The organism is Paenibacillus sp. FSL R7-0331, from assembly GCF_000758645.1.
Classification (GTDB): Bacteria; Bacillota; Bacilli; order Paenibacillales; family Paenibacillaceae; genus Paenibacillus_AQ; species Paenibacillus_AQ camerounensis.
In genome coordinates this window covers 5,822,006-5,840,598 of sequence record NZ_CP009284.1, presented here as the reverse complement: position 1 = coordinate 5,840,598, position 18,593 = coordinate 5,822,006, and the positions used below count along the sequence as shown (strand labels likewise).

The following is an 18,593-nucleotide window of genomic DNA, read 5'->3' as shown; positions in this document are numbered from 1 at the left end:
GGAGTTGTATATATATCTGAAAAAAAGGGAAGCGGGGCTGCAGACTCTTCTAGGCATGAATGAAAATGTAAACTGAATTATTAATAAGGGGCATTAACGCCCCTTATAATTACTTACCAGCTCATCCATAACACGGCTGGTGCGGATTGCAGTGAGGCCGGTGCTGAGGGCGGTGCCGCGGCCAAGCAGCTCGTCAGTAATGGACTGGATCAGCGGCTGCTGGATATGAGCCGGGTGAGGAATGAATTCCGGCTGCTCCCCGTTCGCTGTCCGGAGGATGACTGGCCGGTCCGCGAAGGTTGAGAAGGTGATGCCGCCCAGGCTGCCTACAATTTCAGTAACGTCCTCGTTGGTGTAGGCGTTGAAGCACCAGATCCCCGTTCCATGGACACCGGATTCAAACCGGTACCGTCCGGAGACGGTATCCTCAGGTGCATAAGAGCTTCCAAGATTGGAGGCATGTCCAGCCGCATCTGTAATCGGCCCAAGCAGGCAATCGAGCAGGTCCAGCGTGTGGCTGCCCACGTCCAGAAACAGGCCGCCGCCCGAAATAGCCGGATCTACCCGCCAGTTATGACCGTCTGCAGCTTCGAGCGGTTTGGTCATATGCATAGTGCGTACAAACCGGAGCTCGCCAATTGCGTTTGCATCCAGCCATTCCTTAATTTTGCGGAACCGCGGCAGTGCTCTGCGGTAATAAGCCACATAGAGCGGAACGCCCGCCTGTTCACAGGCAGCCAGCATAGTCTCGCATTCTGCCGTATTCAGGCCCATCGGCTTCTCTACGTAGACGGGCTTGCCGGCCTTTGCTGCAGCTAAGGTGTACTCCATATGCGTAGAAGGTGGCGTTGCTATATATACGGCATCTACGCCGGGATCTGTGATAAGCTCGGGTGCGCCGGAATACCAGCGCGGTACGCCGTGCCGCCGGGCATAGTCTGCTGCGAGCTCCCCGTTACGGCGCATGACGGCGGCAAGCTGTGAGCCCTCTGCCTTCTGCAGCGCAGGCCCGCTCTTGACTTCGGTTACATCACCGCAGCCGATAATTCCCCAGTTAATCTGTGTGTTCATGTACATAACCCCTTCCGGTATTTAAGGCCCGCTATATCATATATGTAGTATAAATAGAGTATTATAATAGTAGAAAAAAATTTTGAGCGGCTCAACCAGTCTATCTGCACAAGCCGTAAGCCGGCTTTTTTCATAGAATATATAGTATTCCTGAACAGCAGCTGCTCAAGCAGGCACGATGAACTTGTAATGAACCATAAAGATAATCAGGGCGGCGGCAGCGAGGGAAAAAGCAATGCAGCCTGCACCCAGAAATGGGCGGCGGTCACGGATAAACCTGAAGCCTAGCGCGCAGACAAGGATAGTGGTACCTGCCAGAACGACAGACATGCCGATCATCGCGAACCAGTACAAAACCTCGAATAATTGAGCCATAATGAAGCCCCCTCTCACGGTAATCATACATTGAACTTCAAAGAAATTTCCAGCGGAAGAGGCTTAGCCTGGGTCGGGTTCATAAGGATTGTATAACAAACATCAGTACTTTGGACTTGGGCCATACTTGTTATTCCCTTCGCTGTCCATGCAGGCCAAAAAAAATAAGATCAGGTACCCGAAATACGGTATAAAAGCAAGCAGAATCCACAAGCCCGTTCTTCCGCTATCATGCAGCCTGCGGACCAGAACGGCCCAGGAAGGGATTAGAATGAACCAGTAATAGACCGACCTGATAATGGGGGCCGGTTCAAAAACCGCCTCAATAAACACGAGCAGAAATCCGATTAGAAAGTTAATCACTGCAAACATCCAAAATTCAGTGCGCCTTGCTCTACCTGTGAAATTAAAGTAGTTTTTTATCGCTTTCAGGTACCATTCCATGCAGATAGTTGAACCTCCTGTTATATGTCTGTCTCCTCATTTTACAAAATGATGTATATGCGGTACAGCACTATTATGAGTAATCATTTGCCGGCAAGACAAATTCCTGTGGACATAAGGCCTGCTGCCATATGCCCTTTTTTGCTGTGAACGGGTTTTACACGGACAATCATACAGGAGGGCAGCTCCTTTTCTGAGTAATCTATAGGGTAGGCTGGGATTGCGAAAGGAGAGGGAACAATGGCGGGAAGACAACTGGCCAGCAAGTGGCTGAAAACCGAGGCGCTGCTCAGCGATTCACGGGTTGCCGGTTACATTCCGAGAACGAAGGGATATAACGCTGCCGGACTGTCGGCAATGCTGGGCAGATACGGAAATGTAGTCATCAAACCGATTGTCGGCGGCGGGGGCCATGGGGTAATCAAGGTGTTCCGGGATAGCCGGGGCTACGGATTTACTTACAACCACCACACCCGGATGTACCGTGATTTTGGATCAATGAAGCATGCGCTCGACAGAGTAAAGCTTAGAAGGCGTTATATGATTCAGCAGGGCATCTCGCTTGCCCGGATTGCCGGACGTCCGATTGATTACCGGGTTAAGGTTGTGAAGAACGGCGAGCACTGGGAATTCCGCTCGATGGTGGGGAGACTGGCGCGCCCGGGGTTATTTGTCACTAATCTTTGTAAAGGCGGAACCATGATGACCTGCCGGCATGGTCTGCGCCGTTCACTTCCGGGTATCAGCGCGTCGGCCAAAAAGGCGGAAATGCGCCGGCTGACACATGTCTGTATCGAACTGCTGGAACGGCATTTTCCGGGGATCGGTGAGCTTGGGTTTGATTATGCAGTAGATCACCGGGGCAAAATCTGGATTCTTGAGGTTAATACCAGACCAAAGTGATTCATTATTTTTTCGGAATTGACGATAATGATAACTATAGGCTAAAATTGCGTTTAGCTATATCTGAACCGAGGTAATATGAGGTAAGAAATGCTATTTTCTGTGAACTTTTTGGAAAATATTTTTGATGAAAATAAAGTGGAAACTCCCTGTGCATAACTATTATCCCCATATTCCACTGTGAAGGAAATGGATATTTTATCCTTACTAACAAATTATGCACAGGATTTCCACAGTAGCTTGTGGATAATAAGAACGCTTGTTCGATGAATGATAGTTTGCTATGATAGATTCAGATTCAAACAAAGGAAAGGTAGGTGAACGTTGTGGTTGAATTGTCGGATGAGATGCTGCTGGACTCTTATCAAAGAGCTATAGAGCTACAATTGGAGCATGATTTCATCGCTCTGTTGCTCGCTGAAATTCGCAAACGGAACTTACACTCTCCAGTACATGCGGTTCTACACTAAGGCATATCGAATTTATTTTCTGCAGCAGCTGCTCTGTCTAACCGCAAGCGGCACAAAATAGGGTATCTTTTCAAGTTGGAGTGGAATCAACCTGAAAGGATACCCTTTTATTCTTTATATGCAGATAGCGGATAATTAAAGCTTGAGATTACTGCTGTGTCCCGGTGAAAGCTTGGCATCCGGATCAAGATATACCTTGGCGTTATTAACGGCAGTTGGTGCTTCACCAAAGCCAACCGCAATCAGCTTCAGCTTGCCGGGGTATGTAGTAATATCACCGGCGGCGAAGATGCCTGGAATGCTCGTCTCCATACGCGAATCCACGACGATGGAATTGCTCTCAATCTCAATGCCCCACTGTGCAATCGGACCCAGCGAAGATACGAATCCGAAGTTGACGATAACACTGTCTACTTCAATTTCCTGTGTCTCCTTGGTTTTAATATGGGACAAGGTTACCTTGGTAATGAATTCTTCCCCGTGCAGCTCCGTGATCTCTGAAGGGGTAATTACGTTTACCTTGGAAGCCATCAGCTGCTCTACACTGTGCTCATGTGCGCGGAACTTGTCGCGGCGGTGAATCAGTGTAACCTCCTCAGCGATCGGCTCAAGCATGAGAGCCCAGTCAACTGCGGAGTCGCCGCCGCCGCTGATCAGCACCTTTTTGCCCTGGAAGGCATTCAGGTCGCTTACAAAATAGTGCAGATTGGCTTTCTCAAACCGCGGCGCTTCAGGAAGCTCCAGACGGCGAGGTTCAAAGGCGCCTACACCGGCGGTAATAATAACAGCCTTGCTGTGGTATTCCGCTTTATCTGTAGTAGTTACAAAGTGGCGTTCGTCACGTTTCTCAACAGATACCACCTTCTCCTCCAGACAGATATTGGACTGGAACAGGTCCATTTGCCGGGACAGGTTGTCAACCAGCTCCTGTGCGGTGATTTTCGGGAAACCGGCCACATCATAAATGTATTTTTCCGGATAAAGCGCGGCGAGCTGGCCTCCCAGCTGGGGCATGCTTTCAATAAGGGTTACAGACGCCTGACGCATACCGCCGTAGAAAGCGGCAAACATGCCGGCAGGACCGCCGCCTATAATTAACAGGTCGCTCATAGGAACGCCGGGTTGCTCTAGTGTCACGTAATATTACACCTCCGAGTTGATAGTTTCAAAATGCCATACTTGTGTACTTACTCATTATAAACATTGTGGGACTGCCCTGCAAAGGCTTAAAATGGACGGAAAGATGTGACGTTTTTTTGTATGATTATATTTGATTAAAACGATACTAAGGTTTACAATGGATATGGTTATTTTAGAAATCCTTTAAGTTTTATTGGAAATTCTCCCGAATTTAAGTGTATAAATTCACAAAAGAAACTAAAATATTTTACAAAAAATAACACATAGACAGATTCACCTGTTGGAAGGAGCCGGAACATGAGCAGTATTCCCAAAATTGTCATCCTAGGCGCGGGATATGGAGGTATTTTGACCGCCCAGCGGCTGCAGAAAGCTTTGAACTATAATGAAGCTGATGTGACGCTGGTTAACCGCCATGAATATCATTATTTCACTACCCATCTGCATATGCCAGCTGCGGGAACGGACAGCATTGAACATACACGCGTATCTATCTCCAAACTAATAGACGAATTTAAGATCGACCTCGTGAAATCTTCCGTGCAGGAAATCCGCACCCAACAGAAAAAAGTGATTCTTGAAGACGGTACGCTTTCTTATGACTACCTTGTCATTGCCCTGGGCGGCGAGCCTGAGACGTTTGGAATTCCAGGCCTTGATAAATACGCACTGACTATCCGCAGCATAAATTCCGTGCGGCTGATCCGTGAGCATATTGAATATCAGTTTGCCAAATATAAGAACGAAAATAATGCCCAGGAGCATATTAATTTTGTAGTCGGCGGAGCCGGCTTCAGCGGCATTGAATTTGTTGCAGAGCTGGCAGACCGTATCCCCGCCCTCTGCAAGGAATATGATGTAGATCCGAGTCTGGTTAATATTTACAATGTGGAGGCTGCCCCTACAGCGCTGCCGGGCTTCGCACCGGAGCTTGTTGAGCATGCGATGGCTGTGCTGACCAAGAAGGGGGTAACCTTCAAGATCGGTGTAGCGATCAAGGAATGTCTGCCCGGGGGAGTGATTCTCGCAACCGGTGAAGAAATCAAGGCCTCAACGATTGTCTGGACCGGCGGTATCCGCGGCAACCGGCTGATTGAAGCGGCCGGCTTTGAAGCTATGCGCGGACGGGTGAAGGTTGATGAGTATCTCCGTGTTCCGGGACATGAGAATATCTTTATCATTGGTGACGGCTCCCTGATGATCAATCCGGAAGGACGCCCGTATCCGCCGACCGCACAGATTGCGATGCAGCAGGGCGAGTGCTGTGCGCACAACCTGGTTGCAGCGATCCGCAGCCAGCAGCCGAAGAAGTTTGTATTCAGCAACAAAGGGACTGTGGCATCGCTCGGCAAAGGCCAGGGCATTGCGGTAGTCGGTGAGAAGACTTACAAGGGCTGGACGGCAGCCCAGCTCAAAAAGGTAGTCGACATGCGTTATCTCTTCATTATCGGCGGCATTCCGCTGGTGCTGAAGAAAGGGAGATTCTTCTAGGATGCGCCACTGCAGCGTGCAAGTCCGCGGGCTGTTGACCCGTGATGAGCTGGACCGTTACAATGCGCTGATTGAGGTGGGCTCTTATCTGGAAGACCAGAGCCGGTATGATCTGGCCTACCCGGTCCAGAAGGAGATTGACCTGCTCATTCTGCCCGCCATCGAGCGGCTGAAGGATAAAAGCCGGGCCCGTGACAAGGCGACGGCAGAGTATCTGGAGAGCCTGAACGGCGAGGATGAGGAAGAAGAGTAATCTTACCCTCATGATGGAGTTACATTTGTATATATAGACCGCTCCCTTTGACGGGCGGTCTTTTTTTTTTGCGGTGGAATGGGTGTTAGAACAGTGGAGCTGAGGCGAAATCTAATGAAACCGGAGAATTCAGTGTCATAAATCAAATAGGTGTTGAGAACATAAGCAAAAAGGATGGTTTCCCGCAGGAAACCATCCTTTTGTGTATTGAAAATCACAGCTTAAGCAGCTCTTCAAAGCTTTCCGTTGTCAGCAGGTTGCCGACATAGAACGGGCCGAACTCGCCATAGCGGGCGCTGACCTCGTCGAAGCGCATCTCGTACACCAGCTTCTTGAACTGCAGCGCATCCTCGGCAAAGAGGGTTACGCCCCATTCCCAATCGTCGAAGCCGACAGAGCCGGTGATGATCTGCTTCACCTTGCCGGCATAGCCGCGGCCGATCAATCCGTGCGAATGCATCAGTTCCCGGCGTTTATCCATATCGAGCATATACCAGTTATCAGCGAGCTCACGCTTCTTGTTCATCGGGTAGAAGCAGATATGCTTCGCCTGAGGCAGTACAGGCTTCAGGCGTGCCGCCACATGCGGATTCTGCATCGGATCACTGCCGTCGCCGGCGCTTCCGCCTGCGGCATAGTTGCTCAGCTCGACGATGCTGACATAAGAATAAGACTTCGTCGTATATTGGGCAAAGGCAATTTTGTTAAAGGCGGTTTCAAGAGCGTTCAGCGCTTCCAGGCTTTCCCGCAGAAACATCATCACGAAATCAGCCTTCTGGCCGACGATGGCATATACCGCGGTGCTTCCTTCCTTGGCTTCCTCAACCGGTCCCCATTCCTCCATGAAGGCATGCAGCTCTTCCAGGGCTACGGCCCGCTCCTCGTCATCAGCGGCAGTCCAGGCCGTCCAGTTGATTGAGCGGAAGTCATGCAGGGCATACCACCCTTCCAGCGTCAAAGCGGCTTCGTTCATGTTCTCACTCCTTAAAAGTTTTACGAAGCATAGGCTCCGTTGAATACACTGCGTGTAAAACTTGCTCCGAAAGCATACGCTCAGTTTTACGAAGCATAGGCTCCGCATAATTCACTGCGCGTTACACTTTCATTGAAATCTTGACTGCATTGGCGTTAAATCCGGTTCCAAAGCATACGCTTCTATGTATGATCCGGTTAATCTATATGCATTGTATCGCAAGCGGACAGCCAAGAGCAAACGGCAGGCGGCACTTATGGCTGAATGCGGATTCGGAGGACAAGAATGTTCATTGCTTCGTTACATTTTTTCTAGTAAACTTACTATTAATTAAGCAGTGGTGTGCGGTTATTTATAGAAAGGGGTTGGCGGTAGGATGGGGTTTATTCCTGTATTTGTTCTGGCCGTGCTGTTCTTTGTTATGATGTTTGGTATCGGCTTTATCCTTAACATGTTAATGAAGACAACCTGGTTCCCCGCCTACCTGTTCGTGATTATCATCCTGCCCGTGGTGGTCTATTCGATCTGGGACAGGAATGCCATGAGCCTCTGGGAGCATCTCGGCAGCTTCCATATTGTTGATTACCTGACCGGAATTGCCGGGCTTACCGGTGCTGTGCTGAGCGGCTGGACAATTCAGAAGCTGCGGCTCGGCGGTTATAAGATGTTCTAAAGGGCTACACCTGCGTATAAACGGCTGCTATTCCTGAGAAGGGGTGGAAAGGCCGTTTTTTTAGGTTTATACAATTTATAAACTTTCGGGGTTCCCGCAAATTATCTTCTCTATTATCCGCTATGATCAGCAAGCTTTTAAAAGTTGTCGATAATAGGCCGAAAACCGGGTTATTTGGTTCTTTTTTTACATTTCCGAACGGATGTTTTGTGATAGAATAGAAATCTGCATGAATTCGTATATAAAAGGGGGAGTTATCCGCAGATGCGCATGAGTAACCTGCATCATTTCACCGAACATCACCGGTACTGCGTTTCCCGCGAATTCGGTCTTAGCCATGTTGATTCACGTATGCTGGGCTCGGTCTATCAGCCGATGGTAGGAGCCTTTGCGATCAGCCTATACAGGCTGCTGTTTGAGCATATTCCTGCTGAATCGATCGGCTACTCTGCTGTGGAGCAGCAGCGCAGGCTGTTTATGACGCTTGGCGTTGAACCGAACGAGAAAGGCCGTAAATATCTAGTGGACCAGGCTTCCCGGCTTGAGGCGGTAGGGCTGCTTGCAACCTGCCGGATCTACATGCCGGAGAACGATGATTATATGTATGAATATGAGCTGCTGCCGCCGCTGTCACCTGCTGATTTTTTTGCAACCCAGCATCTGACGCTGCTGCTGCGTGACAAAATCGGCAAATTCGCCGTCCTGTCGCTCCGTGAGCAGTTCTGGAACCGTGAACCGGAGGAGTGGAGCCGCCGCTCAATCGGTAAAGAGAATATTTCCCTGCCCTTTTATGATATTTTCCAGTTAAATACCCATGTAATAGATTATGAGCTGGAGCAGGCGCTGGCTGAAGTGGCTACAGTAAAGCAGCCGGGCTTCAGTGAAAGCAGTGAACCGGCTATCGGCTACAGTGACATTATTCTCCGTTTTCCGCGGGAGTCGGTGAACCGGATGCATGTGGAGAAGCTGCGCTTTGATCATACCCAGATGGGCGTAATCAATTATGTGGCCCGCAAATATGAGCTAGGTCCGCAGGATTTATGCCGGCTGCTGGATGAAGACGGAATGTTCACGCCGGACGGCGAGGTGATTCTGGATACGCTGCAGCACAGTGCCAGCCAGCATTTCCGCCAGGACATGAAGCGCCAGGAGAAACGGGAGATTGCTGCGTCCAAGGTCGTCTCGCTACGCGCGGCAGCCTCGGGTGACCCTGAGGATCAGGTGATTCAGCAGGAGCAGCCGGTAGAGATGGAGTATTATGTCGAGGTGCCTCCGCAGTTCCTGACCAAATGCGATATCCACCAATATAATATGATGCTGCGCAACGAGCCTTATACCCGGCTGCTGCAAACCTTTTTTCCGGGGGCGGTACCGGGCCAGCTGATGGACATATTCGAGAAAATAGATCTGAACTACAAGCTGAGCGCTGAAGTCATCAATGTGCTGATTCATTACCTGATGACAATGGTGGCTTCCGGCGGCGACCAGCGGATGAACCGCAATTTCGTGGAGGCGATAGCCTCGAACATGCTGGTCAAGCAGGTGAATACGTACGAGAAGGCGGTGCGCTATATCCGCGACCAGTCCAAGGTCAAGGGTAAGGGGGCTGCCTCCGGTACGGCCGGAGCAGCTTCAGGAACGCGGCAGCGTACCTATAACAAAGGCGGCAGCCGGGCTGCCAAGCCGGAGATTCCGATCGTGCTGGATGACGGAAGCGCCGGTACTGTATCGGAAGAGGAATTCGCGGCGATGATGAAGAAAGCGGCCGAGATTAAGGCCAATAAGAAGAAGGGCGCCCTGAGGACGCCGTAAAGAAAGCGAGGTGCAGCTATGGAGTCGATGAGCGAAGTGCTGCGTTCGATGAACAATCCGGCCCTGCGCCAGCGTTCCCGTGATCTTGAGCAGAACCTGCTGGGTAACCCGCTGGTACAGCAGCTTAAGGCCGAGCATCCCGAGCTGGATGACCAGCGGCTGAAGCTACACCTGAGCCAATTGTTCCAGTATGTGCGGGAGAGCCGGAATTGTGCGAACTGCCCGGGCCTTGAGAATTGTCCGAATGATTTCCAGGGTCATTACAGCAAGCTTACGGTTGAGAGTGTAAACGGCTCGCCGGATTTATTTGAGCGTAAGACAGCCTGCAGCCTGAAGATTGCCCAGGATAATCAGGACAGCATCCGCAGACGGATCCGCAGCTTCTACGTGGATGAACGCGTGCTGAACGGCGGCTATGATGAGATGGATATTATGGGCAAGGACCCGCGGCGGGCCTCTGCCGTGAATAAAGTTTTTGATTATATTACCGGAGTGAAGGAAGACGGGCTCACGCCGCAGGGGATTTTTCTGCATGGCACGTTCGGGACAGGCAAAACCTTCCTGATGTGTTATCTGCTCCATGAGCTGGCGGTTGCCGGCTACACCGGCGTCATTGTCTACATGCCGGATTTCATTGAGGATCTCAAGTCGATAATGCTGGACGGTCAAAAGCTGAAGGAAACGGTAGACACGCTGAAAAATTGTGATCTGCTGATTTTTGATGATATCGGCGCGGAGAATCTGAACCCATGGGCACGTGACCATGTGCTGGGAGCGATTTTGAATTACCGGATGAACCGTAAGCCGACCTTCTATACCTCCAACTATCCGCTCGAAGGGCTGGAGAAGCATCTGAGCTTTACCAGCAAGGACGGGGAAGAGCTGCATAAGGGACAGCGGCTGATGGACCGGATTGCCCCTTTTGTAGAGGTTATTCCGCTTCACGGGGAGAACCAGCGGGGAAGAAGCCGTTAGGCTGGCTGGTCCGTTAACACAAGAACAGCGGTGCAAGGGACCTGAAGTCCGTGCACCGCTGTTTTTATGAACCTTTTAATCCAGAAAAACAAATTTCACAATCACCATCCCGAAGAATACCAGCGTCATGAAGCCGGCCATTCCCGCAAAACCGGTCATCAGATCGCCCAAATCGTTGCGCGGCTCTTCATTAACATGCTCCCGCGGATCCCGTATCTTGGCATTGATCTCCATTTCGTTCTCCTCCTTGCGCTTGCAAGCTGTACTGCAATGGATTACAGTATTACGTGTGAGGGAAGTCATTGACAATTAATGCGTTTTCTTAGAGTATACGTAGTCTCGGCAATATTGTAAAGAAGTGAAAATGTGCTAAATAATTGATTTTATACAATGTAATTGTCTAAAACATTTCCCAAAAGTATAGTATCTATGTTATAATGGGATGTGTCGGTAAATGGTAATATGGTTATCATATTACATGAAGCTTTTTTTCCAGCTAACCTTACAGAGTGAATTCGTTTCTGCAAGCACAGTCTATAGAAGCGGATGCAGCTCTGCAAAATTAAAGGAGGAACAATATCATGGCTATCGTGAACGTGTCTGACCAGTCCTTTGTGGGTGAAGTTGAAGGTCAGGGTACTGTAGTAGTAGATTTCTGGGCACCTTGGTGCGGTCCTTGCAAAATGCTTGCCCCTATTCTCGAGGAATTGTCCACCGAGCTGGGCGACAGCGTAAAAATTGCTAAATTGAATGTGGATGAGAATCCGGAAACGGCTTCCCGTTTTGGAGTTATGAGTATTCCTACCCTGATCTTCTTCAAAGACGGTCAGCCGGTGGATAAGGTTGTTGGCCTGAACTCCAAGGATTCCCTTAAGAATATCGTAGCTAAACACCAATAAAATGTAGTTACCGCTACTGAATAAGATTTGATTACAAGCGCCTTCGGTTTATCCGGGGGCGTTTTGTGTGTTAAAATTACTATAGTATGTGCAAGTAACAGGTGGGGGAGAAATCATGGATTATAACGATAATATCCGCAACAAGCTGGCGCTGCTGCCGGACCTGCCCGGGTGCTATCTGATGAAGAATGAAGAGGGGACCATTATTTACGTGGGTAAGGCCAAAGTGCTGAAGAACCGTGTCCGCTCTTATTTTACAGGCAGTCATAACGGCAAAACCCAGCGGCTCGTCGCCAACATTGTTGATTTTGAATATATAGTGACTTCAAGTAATATGGAAGCGCTCATTCTGGAGTGCAATCTGATTAAAAAGCATATGCCGCGCTATAATGTGCTGTTGAAGGATGACAAGACGTTTCCGTATCTCAAAATAACGAACGAAGCGCACCCGCGCCTTGAAGTGACCCGCCGGGTGCTTAAAGATAAAGCTAAATATTTTGGACCGTATCCGAACTCTTACGCGGCCCAGCAGACCAAAAAGCTGCTTGACCGGATGTATCCGCTGCGCAAATGCGGTGTGATGCCCAAGGAGGTCTGCCTTTATTATCATATGGGCCAGTGTCTCGCCCCATGCGAGAAGGAAGTGCTCAAGCCGGCTTACGACGAAATCATCCGCGATATTTCGGCTTTTTTAAGCGGCGGTCATGAGGCGGTCAAAAAGGATCTGCAGAAAAAAATGCAGGAAGCGGCGGAGGAGCTGTATTTCGAGCGCGCCAAAGAGCTGCGTGACCAGATTATGCACATCGATGCCCTGATGGAGAAGCAGAAGATCAATACGGCGGATACGAAGGACCGCGATGTGTTCGGCTATGCCGTGGATAAGGGCTGGATGTGTGTGCAGATTCTCTACATGCGCCAGGGGAAAATGATCCAGCGCCACTCTTCGGCATTCCCGTTCTACGGGGAGGCTTACAGCGACTTCATGTCGTATGTGACGCAGTATTACAGCGATAATCCGGCGCTGCCGCAGGAGATTCTGCTGCCGGAGGAAGTCAGTGAGGGCACGGAGAAGCCATCCGGAGCCTCAGCGGCCGCAGCTGTGACGGCAGGCAGGCTGGCAGCAGAGCTGGACGCTGAAGATGACGGGGAGCCGGAGGCAGAGAGCGAAGCTGCTTCGGCTGTTGCGGTGGAAGCAGCCAGCGGAGCTGCAGCCCTGCAGGAATGGCTGGGCCTCAAGGTGCTGGTTCCGCAGCGCGGGCTGAAGAAGCAGATGGTCGGCATGGCCTGCCAGAACAGCCGGGTTGCACTGGACGAGAAGTTCCGGCTGATTGAGCGGGATGAGGAGCGGACCTCGGGTGCGGCGTTCAGCCTCGGGCAGAGTCTGGGGCTGGAATCGCTGAACCGGATCGAAGCGTTCGATAACTCGAACATCCAGGGAACCAATCCGGTCTCGGCGATGGTCGTCTTCATTGACGGCAAGCCTGCCCGTAAGGAATACCGGAAGTATAAGGTACGCACCGTACAGGGTCCGGATGACTACGAGACGATGCGTGAGGTTATCCGGCGACGCTATGAGCGGGTGCTGAAGGAAGACCTGCCGCAGCCGGACCTGATTGTGGTCGACGGCGGTAAAGGGCAGATTTCCTCGGCGATTGATATTCTGCAGAATGAGCTGGGGCTGTACATCCCTGTCTGCGGTCTGGTCAAGGATGACAAGCACAAGACCGCGCAGCTCCTGATCGGGGATTCCGCCGAGCCGGTGCCGCTGGCGCGGGACAGCCAGGAGTTCTACCTGCTGCAGCGCATCCAGGATGAGGTTCACCGCTTTGCAATAACCTTCCACCGCGAGCAGCGCGGCAAATCGATGGTGACCTCGAAGCTGGATTCGATCCCCGGCATCGGGGAGAAGCGGCGGAAAGTGCTGCTCAAGCATTTCGGCTCGCTTAAAAAAATTAAGGAAGCTTCGCTTGAGGACTTCCGCGTGCTCTCCATCGGTGAGAAGCTGGCCGGGCAGATCCTGGCTGCGCTCAATGATGAGGAGCCGGCGGCTCAGGCTGATACTGATAGTGAGGATGAGCAATAATATGTGCTTATTGAGGCCGGCCCTTTGGGGCCGGTTTTTTTTGATATGCGGCGGACGGGAGGAAATAAAGGATAGACGGATATTGCACAGAAATAGGTATAATACAAAAATAACCATAACAGGAGGCTGAATATGGAGTTTATCTTTCTGCTGCTGCCCAAGTTTTTGATGGAGGTATTCACGATACTGGTTGCTTTGGTGCTGTACGACCGGTTTTTTAAGCGGAGATAAGCGGGATGGACCGCCAGCGGGGGATGAGGTTTTTCACAGAATACAAAAGGTGCTCCGGCAGACTGCTATATCTAGGCAGCCTGCGGAGCACCTTTATTATTGTCTGGATTGTCTGGAGCCTAGCTCAGCCATCCTGCGGGCCTAAGCGGCTCGTCAGGACCCTGCGGGTCCTTGCGGTTGGTACTGTCCGGCGGATTGAACCGGTATACGATATAGCCGACGAGGAACGGCAGAACGATGGTAATGACACCCGCTGCGATATTCACACTCTCCTGCATGAAGATCAGCGTCATACCGATCAGGATGCTGTCGAACACCACATGGGCGAACATGACCGCGATAAAGCCGTAGCGCAGAAAAATATAACTGAACAGCAGCCCGATCACAGTCAGCTCAATCGGTCTTGAAATGACCGGATAGATTGGATACAGGGTGTGCCCGAAAGCCCAGATCGCAGTGGTGATGAGGGAAGCGATAAAGGTGTTTTTGACCAGCTTTTTGAGCATCCGGATACCGAACAGCCGGTAGACAGCTTCCTCGGATAAGCCGGCAAGCCAGGCGACAACCGGCAGCAGCAGGGCATATCTCATATTGTATGGAGACTGGCTGGCATCCGTCGTTGACCAGTTATCGAGGGTGAACGAAAGAATGATGAACATGACGGTCTGCACACCAAGCAGAATGAAGGCCCATACGTAACCGGCGCGCAGACTGTCGAGTACATACCTGCCGTAGCCGGGCTCGTTGGCCCGCGGCCAGGGATTCAGGCCCTCCTCCTTGCGCCACAGCCCGTCGCCGCCGACGAGGGAAAAGTAGAGCAGGGAAGACATGAGCAGGCTGTAGAGGGCATAGATGATGAACATAATAACGGCCGTTATGCGGGATTCCGCGGTGTCCACGGCCGATTCAGGCAGCATATTGTAGGTGCTGATCATCATGATTGTAAAATGAATCGAGCTTAAGGTAATGCCCCGTACAAAAGAAGTGTGGCTCCTCCGCAGAATGCTGAAGATCAGCGCCAGAAGGCCGAGCGCCAGCGTGGGCAGGGCGTAGCCGAGCAGGGTCAGCCTGTTAGCCAGCGAAGTCTGATTCTCCACATAGGTGTCATGCCAGGATGGTGCAGAGAAGCCTGCACGGAAATAAGACAGCGTCCCGTTCAAGAAATTAAACTGGTATTGCAGCGAAGATTCACCGATCTTAAGCGAGCTGTCCGTATAAACAAGTCCGTAGCCGTCCGTATTTGCTTCAATCTGCAGCCTGGCCGGACTGGCTCCCCACAGCTTCAGCCAGGGGCTGGCCAGCGTTTCTTTTTGCTGCAGTGACAGTCCGCCGTTCTCACTGCCTTCTAAGTAAATTCCCCTGGAATTTCCGGGGACAGGCGGATTGCCGTAGTCCCAACCGTCACTGGCACGGGCATAGCCGTTCCGTGCAAAGGCGGTAACTTCGCCTGTGTACATATTAAGATCAACGGCAAGCAGCGGATCTGCGGCTCCTGCGGTATAAAGCACAGCATGATAAACGTCGAACGGGTACCGCTGATCCAGCTTATTGTCATTGTAGCTCTGCAGGAGCTTTTCCCGGGACATGTAGCCGTAGAAGGAAGAGTCGGTCTGATAGCTTACCGTCCACCGGTCCTGATCGCTCTGGGCATACCCCAGGTGCTCTGCTGCAAAGGCAGCTGCCTTGTCACGGGCTTCAGTCTTGCTGATGGCGGTAGCAGCCCCTCCTGCGAGCAGTTGCGGAGCTACCTGGAACATCAGAAATACGATAAGGCCGAATATGCCTGCGAGGATAAGTCTTTTTGAAAGGGGCCGCTGCTGTAAGGGCTGGCCGACGGGATTCATGGAACGCCTCCTTGATAGATTATTCTGCAGTCATTGCATTTTGTTTCATTATAAAGGACGGGCCGGAACGTTACAAAAAGAACCCTCTTGCCTATCTCTACGTTTACGTAAACAAGCCCCGGCTTATGCCTGTTTAGACCTTGTCTTTTTGCCGGCGGGCTGAATCAGGCTCATGTGATAATAAGCCGCTCCTGCCGGAATACAGCATAGCGCTACTGGCAGGGCGATCAGGGCGGTCAGTCCGAGCAATCGGAAGTCAGGCGAAGCCCCGCTGTGCAGCCCGGAATACATGAACCGGTTCAGCAGAAAGCTATGCAGAGGGCCGAGCATAGCCACCGGTATCATTACGATGTTCAGCACCTTTAATTTCAATGTACAGTATTCGATCTGCAGCAGACACAGGATGACGGTCAGCGCCAGTGCAGAGAGCAGGAAGGAATACAACACCCAGGAGATGCTATGTGACCACTCCTCTATCCCGGTACGGCCGGCAAGCAGCGCGGTAACGCTGCCGGCACAGGCTGAGAGCATCAGTGCAGAAAGAGCCCGCATTACAGTAGTCCAGACTACAGCGACTCCGCTCAGGAGCAGGGCCAGCCGGCTCTGCGGAAAGCCAAGCAGCCAAGGGAGCTGCTTCCGTTCAATGCCGGTGCGCAGCGGCATCCATATGCTGCCGAGCATAACAAGCAGTGCAAATAATGGCTTGATGAAGTCAAGGATAACGACCTCCTCTTCCAAGGCAAAACCCAGGTACACGACAGCAGCAATAAGAAGCGGAACAATCAGCTTGAGAATCCGGATTGCAAGATGCTTCTCTATACGGTGTACGCGGCTGATATGGAGCCGGTAAAGGAGCAGATAGGGTGCAAGACGGCCGGCAGAACCGCTGCCGGACTTCATCCGCAGCGTCCGGAATCCCGGGCGGACGGAGGCAGTGCGGGCTGCGGAAAGGCGGTCTGACGCAGCTGCGGCATTCATTCCTTTGGCGGCAATAAGCTTCATTAACAGATGGCAGAGCGGCCAGCCGGCCAGGCATAACACCAATGCGGCAAGCAGCACACGGCCGGGAGAGCTGGCAGCTGAGGTGTAAAAGTCCTGATTGGCAGAACCAAGAGCGCTTTCTGCTATGAAGGGGAACATCCACATCATTAGATACGGGAACAGCAGCAGCGCGCCCGGGCGGGAACGCAGAAACAGGCTGACTCCCAGCCCAAAAGTAACCGCGAGCGGCAGAAAGGCCAGAATAAACAGGGTGTTAGCTGAAAACAGATAAAGCAACCCGGACGCCGTAAGCGGCTGATACCAGCCTGCTCTGACAGAATAATAGTAAAGAATACCGGCTGCGGCCAGTACCGCAAGGGTGATGTTCAGGCTGTGCCGGAGCAGGCTGAACAGCTGGGCATAGAGCAGCTTCAGCCTGGAATGCGGAAAGGACAGAATCCAGTCCCGGTGGCTCAGGCTCTTAAATGTAACCATATGCACAGCGGAAAGGATGGTGACAACTGACCAAAGCAGCATGGAGGCATAAATGAACGGAGCACGTTCCGACACATGGGTCCCTTTCAGGTTCAGTCCGGTGATGAACAGCAGAAAAATGATGGTCAAGGCTGCAAACAGGCTGTAGTGTTTACCGCGCCGGGACAGGTCATAGCGGCTGTATTCAAGATTGATAAGCGTCTTCATGATATTCATGCGAACACTTCCCTGTAATGGGACTCGACCGACTTACCGGAGCGGCGGAGGGCATCTACCTCATCAATGCTGCGGATTGTCCCCCCGCCGATGAGGATCAGCCGGTCAAACAGCAGTTCCATCTCCCGGATGTCATGGGTCGCGATCAGAAAAGTCCGTGCACCGTCAGCGAGCTCACCGACAACAGCCGAAGCAATTCGTTCCCGTGATATAAGGTCTACACCGGTGAACGGTTCGTCAAGAATAATCAGCGGTGCCTTGCGTGACAGGCAGGTCAGCAGCTGAAGCCGTGCCTCCTCTCCGCGGGACAGCGAGGATATAACGGCCTCTGTGGATACAGACAGCTTCACCTGCAGCTCCTGCGCCTTAGCCGGGTCCCAGTCCGGATAGATGCCGGCGGCGAAATCCAGCCATTCCCTGACACTCAGCCAGCCCGGCAGACTGCTGCGGTCCGGCAGCAGCGACAGCTCGCCGAGCCGCTCTGCTCCTGCCGGCTTACCAAAGATCTTCACCGAGCCGGAATCGGGGTCAGCCAGCCCGGCGATAATGCGCAGCAGCGAGGACTTGCCGGCCCCGTTAGGACCCAGCAGTCCGGTCAGGCTGCCCCGGGGAATATCAAAGGTGACGTCATGGAGGACACTCTTTTTTCTCAGGGTAAGCCCGAGCCCTATGCACTCTACAGCTGCCGGCTCTGCTGACACCCCTATCCCGGAATTGGAATTGTCTAAATTATATTCACTCATTAGAATCCTCCTTATCAAATTCAAGCAATTGTTCAGCAGTGATGCCAAGCTTTCCGGCTGCTGCCTTAAAATCCTGTATGGCCCTGCGCATCATAACTTTGCGTGCCCCGCCAATTGCCGTCTCATCCCTGGTGACGAAGGTGCCCTGCCCGCGGTAGGTGACAATCAGGCCAACACGCTCCAGCTCCTGATAGGTTCTGGCTATGGTGGTGGGATTGACACCCCTGCCAGCTGCCAGCTCCCTTACAGAAGGAAGCCGGGAGCCGGGCGGTATTTGCCCGCTGACAATTCTTCCTTCTATCGCTTCGACAAACTGCTCGTAGATCGGCAGTGAGGGATTGATCTGAAACGGCTCCGGTAAAAGCTCAAAAGGCTGATCCATAGGCTCCTGCCTCCTTGTTCTGCTGTTAATAAACGGATATGTGTATGGGGAAAGGTCATACACTTTATAAATGGAGTGTACCACTACACGCCATACAATATCAAGAGAAATGGATCACAGCCGAAAAATCAGGCTTTGT

At 51.8% G+C, this 18,593-nt stretch carries 19 protein-coding genes; 9 read left to right on the top strand and 10 right to left on the bottom strand.

Annotation, left to right across the window (positions count from 1 at the left end; genetic code table 11):
* Positions 1-93: 93 nt before the first annotated feature.
* The 3 genes from R70331_RS25305 to R70331_RS25295 all read right to left on the bottom strand — a co-directional run bounded on the left by R70331_RS25305 (position 94) and on the right by R70331_RS25295 (position 1,809).
* A complete protein-coding gene (locus R70331_RS25305; protein WP_042180434.1) occupies positions 94-1,071 on the bottom strand; it encodes a Gfo/Idh/MocA family protein in 978 nt (325 codons plus the stop codon).
* Positions 1,072-1,236: 165 nt separating this feature from the next.
* Positions 1,237-1,446: a hypothetical protein gene (locus tag R70331_RS25300; RefSeq protein WP_042180431.1), complete on the bottom strand. Its 210-nt coding sequence runs from the start codon at positions 1,444-1,446 to the stop codon at positions 1,237-1,239.
* Positions 1,447-1,548: 102 nt separating this feature from the next.
* Positions 1,549-1,809, bottom strand: coding sequence for a DUF805 domain-containing protein (locus R70331_RS25295; RefSeq protein WP_231576356.1), 261 nt, complete (start codon positions 1,807-1,809; stop codon positions 1,549-1,551).
* A gap of 321 nt (positions 1,810-2,130) precedes the next feature.
* Between R70331_RS25295 and R70331_RS25290 the strand changes: the two genes are divergently transcribed.
* Positions 2,131-2,793 carry a YheC/YheD family protein gene (locus tag R70331_RS25290; RefSeq protein WP_042180426.1) on the top strand — a complete coding sequence of 221 codons (663 nt, stop codon included), beginning with the start codon at positions 2,131-2,133 and terminating at the stop codon, positions 2,791-2,793.
* A 326-nt stretch (positions 2,794-3,119) separates the two neighbouring features.
* Positions 3,120-3,263: a sporulation histidine kinase inhibitor Sda gene (locus R70331_RS31270; RefSeq protein WP_076112513.1), complete on the top strand. Its 144-nt coding sequence runs from the start codon at positions 3,120-3,122 to the stop codon at positions 3,261-3,263.
* Between the two features lie 135 nt (positions 3,264-3,398).
* On the opposite strand, the gene R70331_RS25285 is transcribed toward R70331_RS31270, so the two are convergent.
* Entirely contained in the window at positions 3,399-4,373 is a 975-nt protein-coding gene (locus tag R70331_RS25285) for an NAD(P)/FAD-dependent oxidoreductase (protein WP_042183225.1), read from the bottom strand.
* Between the two features lie 327 nt (positions 4,374-4,700).
* Between R70331_RS25285 and R70331_RS25280 the strand changes: the two genes are divergently transcribed.
* Both R70331_RS25280 and R70331_RS25275 read left to right on the top strand, forming a co-directional pair.
* Positions 4,701-5,894, top strand: coding sequence for an NAD(P)/FAD-dependent oxidoreductase (locus R70331_RS25280; protein WP_042180424.1), 1,194 nt, complete (start codon positions 4,701-4,703; stop codon positions 5,892-5,894).
* A gap of 1 nt (position 5,895) precedes the next feature.
* On the top strand, positions 5,896-6,147 hold the full coding sequence (locus R70331_RS25275) for a hypothetical protein (protein WP_042180422.1): 252 nt from the start codon (positions 5,896-5,898) through the stop codon (positions 6,145-6,147).
* 214 nt (positions 6,148-6,361) lie between these two features.
* On the opposite strand, the gene hemQ is transcribed toward R70331_RS25275, so the two are convergent.
* Positions 6,362-7,120, bottom strand: coding sequence for a hydrogen peroxide-dependent heme synthase (gene hemQ, locus R70331_RS25270; RefSeq protein WP_042180420.1), 759 nt, complete (start codon positions 7,118-7,120; stop codon positions 6,362-6,364).
* Between the two features lie 376 nt (positions 7,121-7,496).
* On the opposite strand from hemQ, the gene R70331_RS25265 reads away from it, so the two are divergent.
* From R70331_RS25265 to dnaI, 3 genes are all read left to right on the top strand, one after another.
* Complete coding sequence (locus tag R70331_RS25265) at positions 7,497-7,793, top strand: YuiB family protein (RefSeq protein ID WP_042180417.1); 297 nt, start codon at positions 7,497-7,499, stop codon at positions 7,791-7,793.
* A 264-nt stretch (positions 7,794-8,057) separates the two neighbouring features.
* Positions 8,058-9,605 carry a DnaD domain protein gene (locus R70331_RS25260; RefSeq protein ID WP_042180415.1) on the top strand — a complete coding sequence of 516 codons (1,548 nt, stop codon included), beginning with the start codon at positions 8,058-8,060 and terminating at the stop codon, positions 9,603-9,605.
* A gap of 18 nt (positions 9,606-9,623) precedes the next feature.
* A complete protein-coding gene (gene dnaI / locus R70331_RS25255) occupies positions 9,624-10,580 on the top strand; it encodes a primosomal protein DnaI (protein WP_042180410.1) in 957 nt (318 codons plus the stop codon).
* Between the two features lie 75 nt (positions 10,581-10,655).
* Here the strand turns inward: dnaI and R70331_RS31730 are convergent, their stop codons facing one another.
* Complete coding sequence (locus R70331_RS31730) at positions 10,656-10,814, bottom strand: YqzM family protein (RefSeq protein ID WP_156131196.1); 159 nt, start codon at positions 10,812-10,814, stop codon at positions 10,656-10,658.
* 347 nt (positions 10,815-11,161) lie between these two features.
* Here R70331_RS31730 and trxA point away from each other — a divergent pair, with 347 nt between their 5' ends.
* Positions 11,162-11,479 carry a thioredoxin gene (trxA, locus tag R70331_RS25250; protein WP_038596102.1) on the top strand — a complete coding sequence of 106 codons (318 nt, stop codon included), beginning with the start codon at positions 11,162-11,164 and terminating at the stop codon, positions 11,477-11,479.
* 115 nt (positions 11,480-11,594) lie between these two features.
* A complete protein-coding gene (gene uvrC, locus R70331_RS25245; protein ID WP_042180403.1) occupies positions 11,595-13,562 on the top strand; it encodes an excinuclease ABC subunit UvrC in 1,968 nt (655 codons plus the stop codon).
* Positions 13,563-13,912: 350 nt separating this feature from the next.
* Here uvrC and R70331_RS25240 read toward each other — a convergent pair whose 3' ends face one another.
* The 4 genes from R70331_RS25240 to R70331_RS25225 form a co-directional block, all read right to left on the bottom strand.
* Positions 13,913-15,637, bottom strand: coding sequence for a CPBP family intramembrane glutamic endopeptidase (locus R70331_RS25240; protein ID WP_042180400.1), 1,725 nt, complete (start codon positions 15,635-15,637; stop codon positions 13,913-13,915).
* Between the two features lie 123 nt (positions 15,638-15,760).
* A complete protein-coding gene (locus R70331_RS25235; RefSeq protein ID WP_042180397.1) occupies positions 15,761-17,329 on the bottom strand; it encodes a hypothetical protein in 1,569 nt (522 codons plus the stop codon).
* Positions 17,326-18,072 (bottom strand): ABC transporter ATP-binding protein, encoded by a 747-nt coding sequence (locus R70331_RS25230; protein WP_042180395.1) that lies wholly within the window; start codon positions 18,070-18,072, stop codon positions 17,326-17,328. Before R70331_RS25230 ends, R70331_RS25235 begins: the two co-directional genes overlap by 4 nt.
* The gene (locus tag R70331_RS25225; RefSeq protein ID WP_042180393.1) at positions 18,065-18,454 is read right to left on the bottom strand and encodes a GntR family transcriptional regulator; all 390 of its coding nucleotides are present in this window, start codon (positions 18,452-18,454) and stop codon (positions 18,065-18,067) included. The genes R70331_RS25230 and R70331_RS25225 overlap by 8 nt, the downstream gene beginning before the upstream one ends.
* Positions 18,455-18,593 lie beyond the last annotated feature (139 nt).

Bases quoted from the DNA above. Each gene is read 5' to 3' on its own strand.
- R70331_RS25240 (WP_042180400.1), bottom strand. From the start codon at position 15,637: ATGAATCCCGTCGGCCAGCCCTTACAGCAGCGGCCCCTTTCAAAAAGA.
- dnaI (WP_042180410.1), top strand. From the start codon at position 9,624: ATGGAGTCGATGAGCGAAGTGCTGCGTTCGATGAACAATCCGGCCCTG.
- trxA (WP_038596102.1), top strand. From the start codon at position 11,162: ATGGCTATCGTGAACGTGTCTGACCAGTCCTTTGTGGGTGAAGTTGAA.
- R70331_RS25230 (WP_042180395.1), bottom strand. From the start codon at position 18,072: ATGAGTGAATATAATTTAGACAATTCCAATTCCGGGATAGGGGTGTCA.
- R70331_RS25275 (WP_042180422.1), top strand. From the start codon at position 5,896: ATGCGCCACTGCAGCGTGCAAGTCCGCGGGCTGTTGACCCGTGATGAG.
- R70331_RS25235 (WP_042180397.1), bottom strand. From the start codon at position 17,329: ATGAATATCATGAAGACGCTTATCAATCTTGAATACAGCCGCTATGAC.
- uvrC (WP_042180403.1), top strand. From the start codon at position 11,595: ATGGATTATAACGATAATATCCGCAACAAGCTGGCGCTGCTGCCGGAC.
- R70331_RS31730 (WP_156131196.1), bottom strand. From the start codon at position 10,814: ATGGAGATCAATGCCAAGATACGGGATCCGCGGGAGCATGTTAATGAA.
- hemQ (WP_042180420.1), bottom strand. From the start codon at position 7,120: ATGAACGAAGCCGCTTTGACGCTGGAAGGGTGGTATGCCCTGCATGAC.
- R70331_RS25285 (WP_042183225.1), bottom strand. From the start codon at position 4,373: ATGAGCGACCTGTTAATTATAGGCGGCGGTCCTGCCGGCATGTTTGCC.
- R70331_RS25260 (WP_042180415.1), top strand. From the start codon at position 8,058: ATGCGCATGAGTAACCTGCATCATTTCACCGAACATCACCGGTACTGC.
- R70331_RS25305 (WP_042180434.1), bottom strand. From the start codon at position 1,071: ATGAACACACAGATTAACTGGGGAATTATCGGCTGCGGTGATGTAACC.
- R70331_RS25280 (WP_042180424.1), top strand. From the start codon at position 4,701: ATGAGCAGTATTCCCAAAATTGTCATCCTAGGCGCGGGATATGGAGGT.
- R70331_RS25300 (WP_042180431.1), bottom strand. From the start codon at position 1,446: ATGGCTCAATTATTCGAGGTTTTGTACTGGTTCGCGATGATCGGCATG.
- R70331_RS25225 (WP_042180393.1), bottom strand. From the start codon at position 18,454: ATGGATCAGCCTTTTGAGCTTTTACCGGAGCCGTTTCAGATCAATCCC.
- R70331_RS25265 (WP_042180417.1), top strand. From the start codon at position 7,497: ATGGGGTTTATTCCTGTATTTGTTCTGGCCGTGCTGTTCTTTGTTATG.
- R70331_RS25290 (WP_042180426.1), top strand. From the start codon at position 2,131: ATGGCGGGAAGACAACTGGCCAGCAAGTGGCTGAAAACCGAGGCGCTG.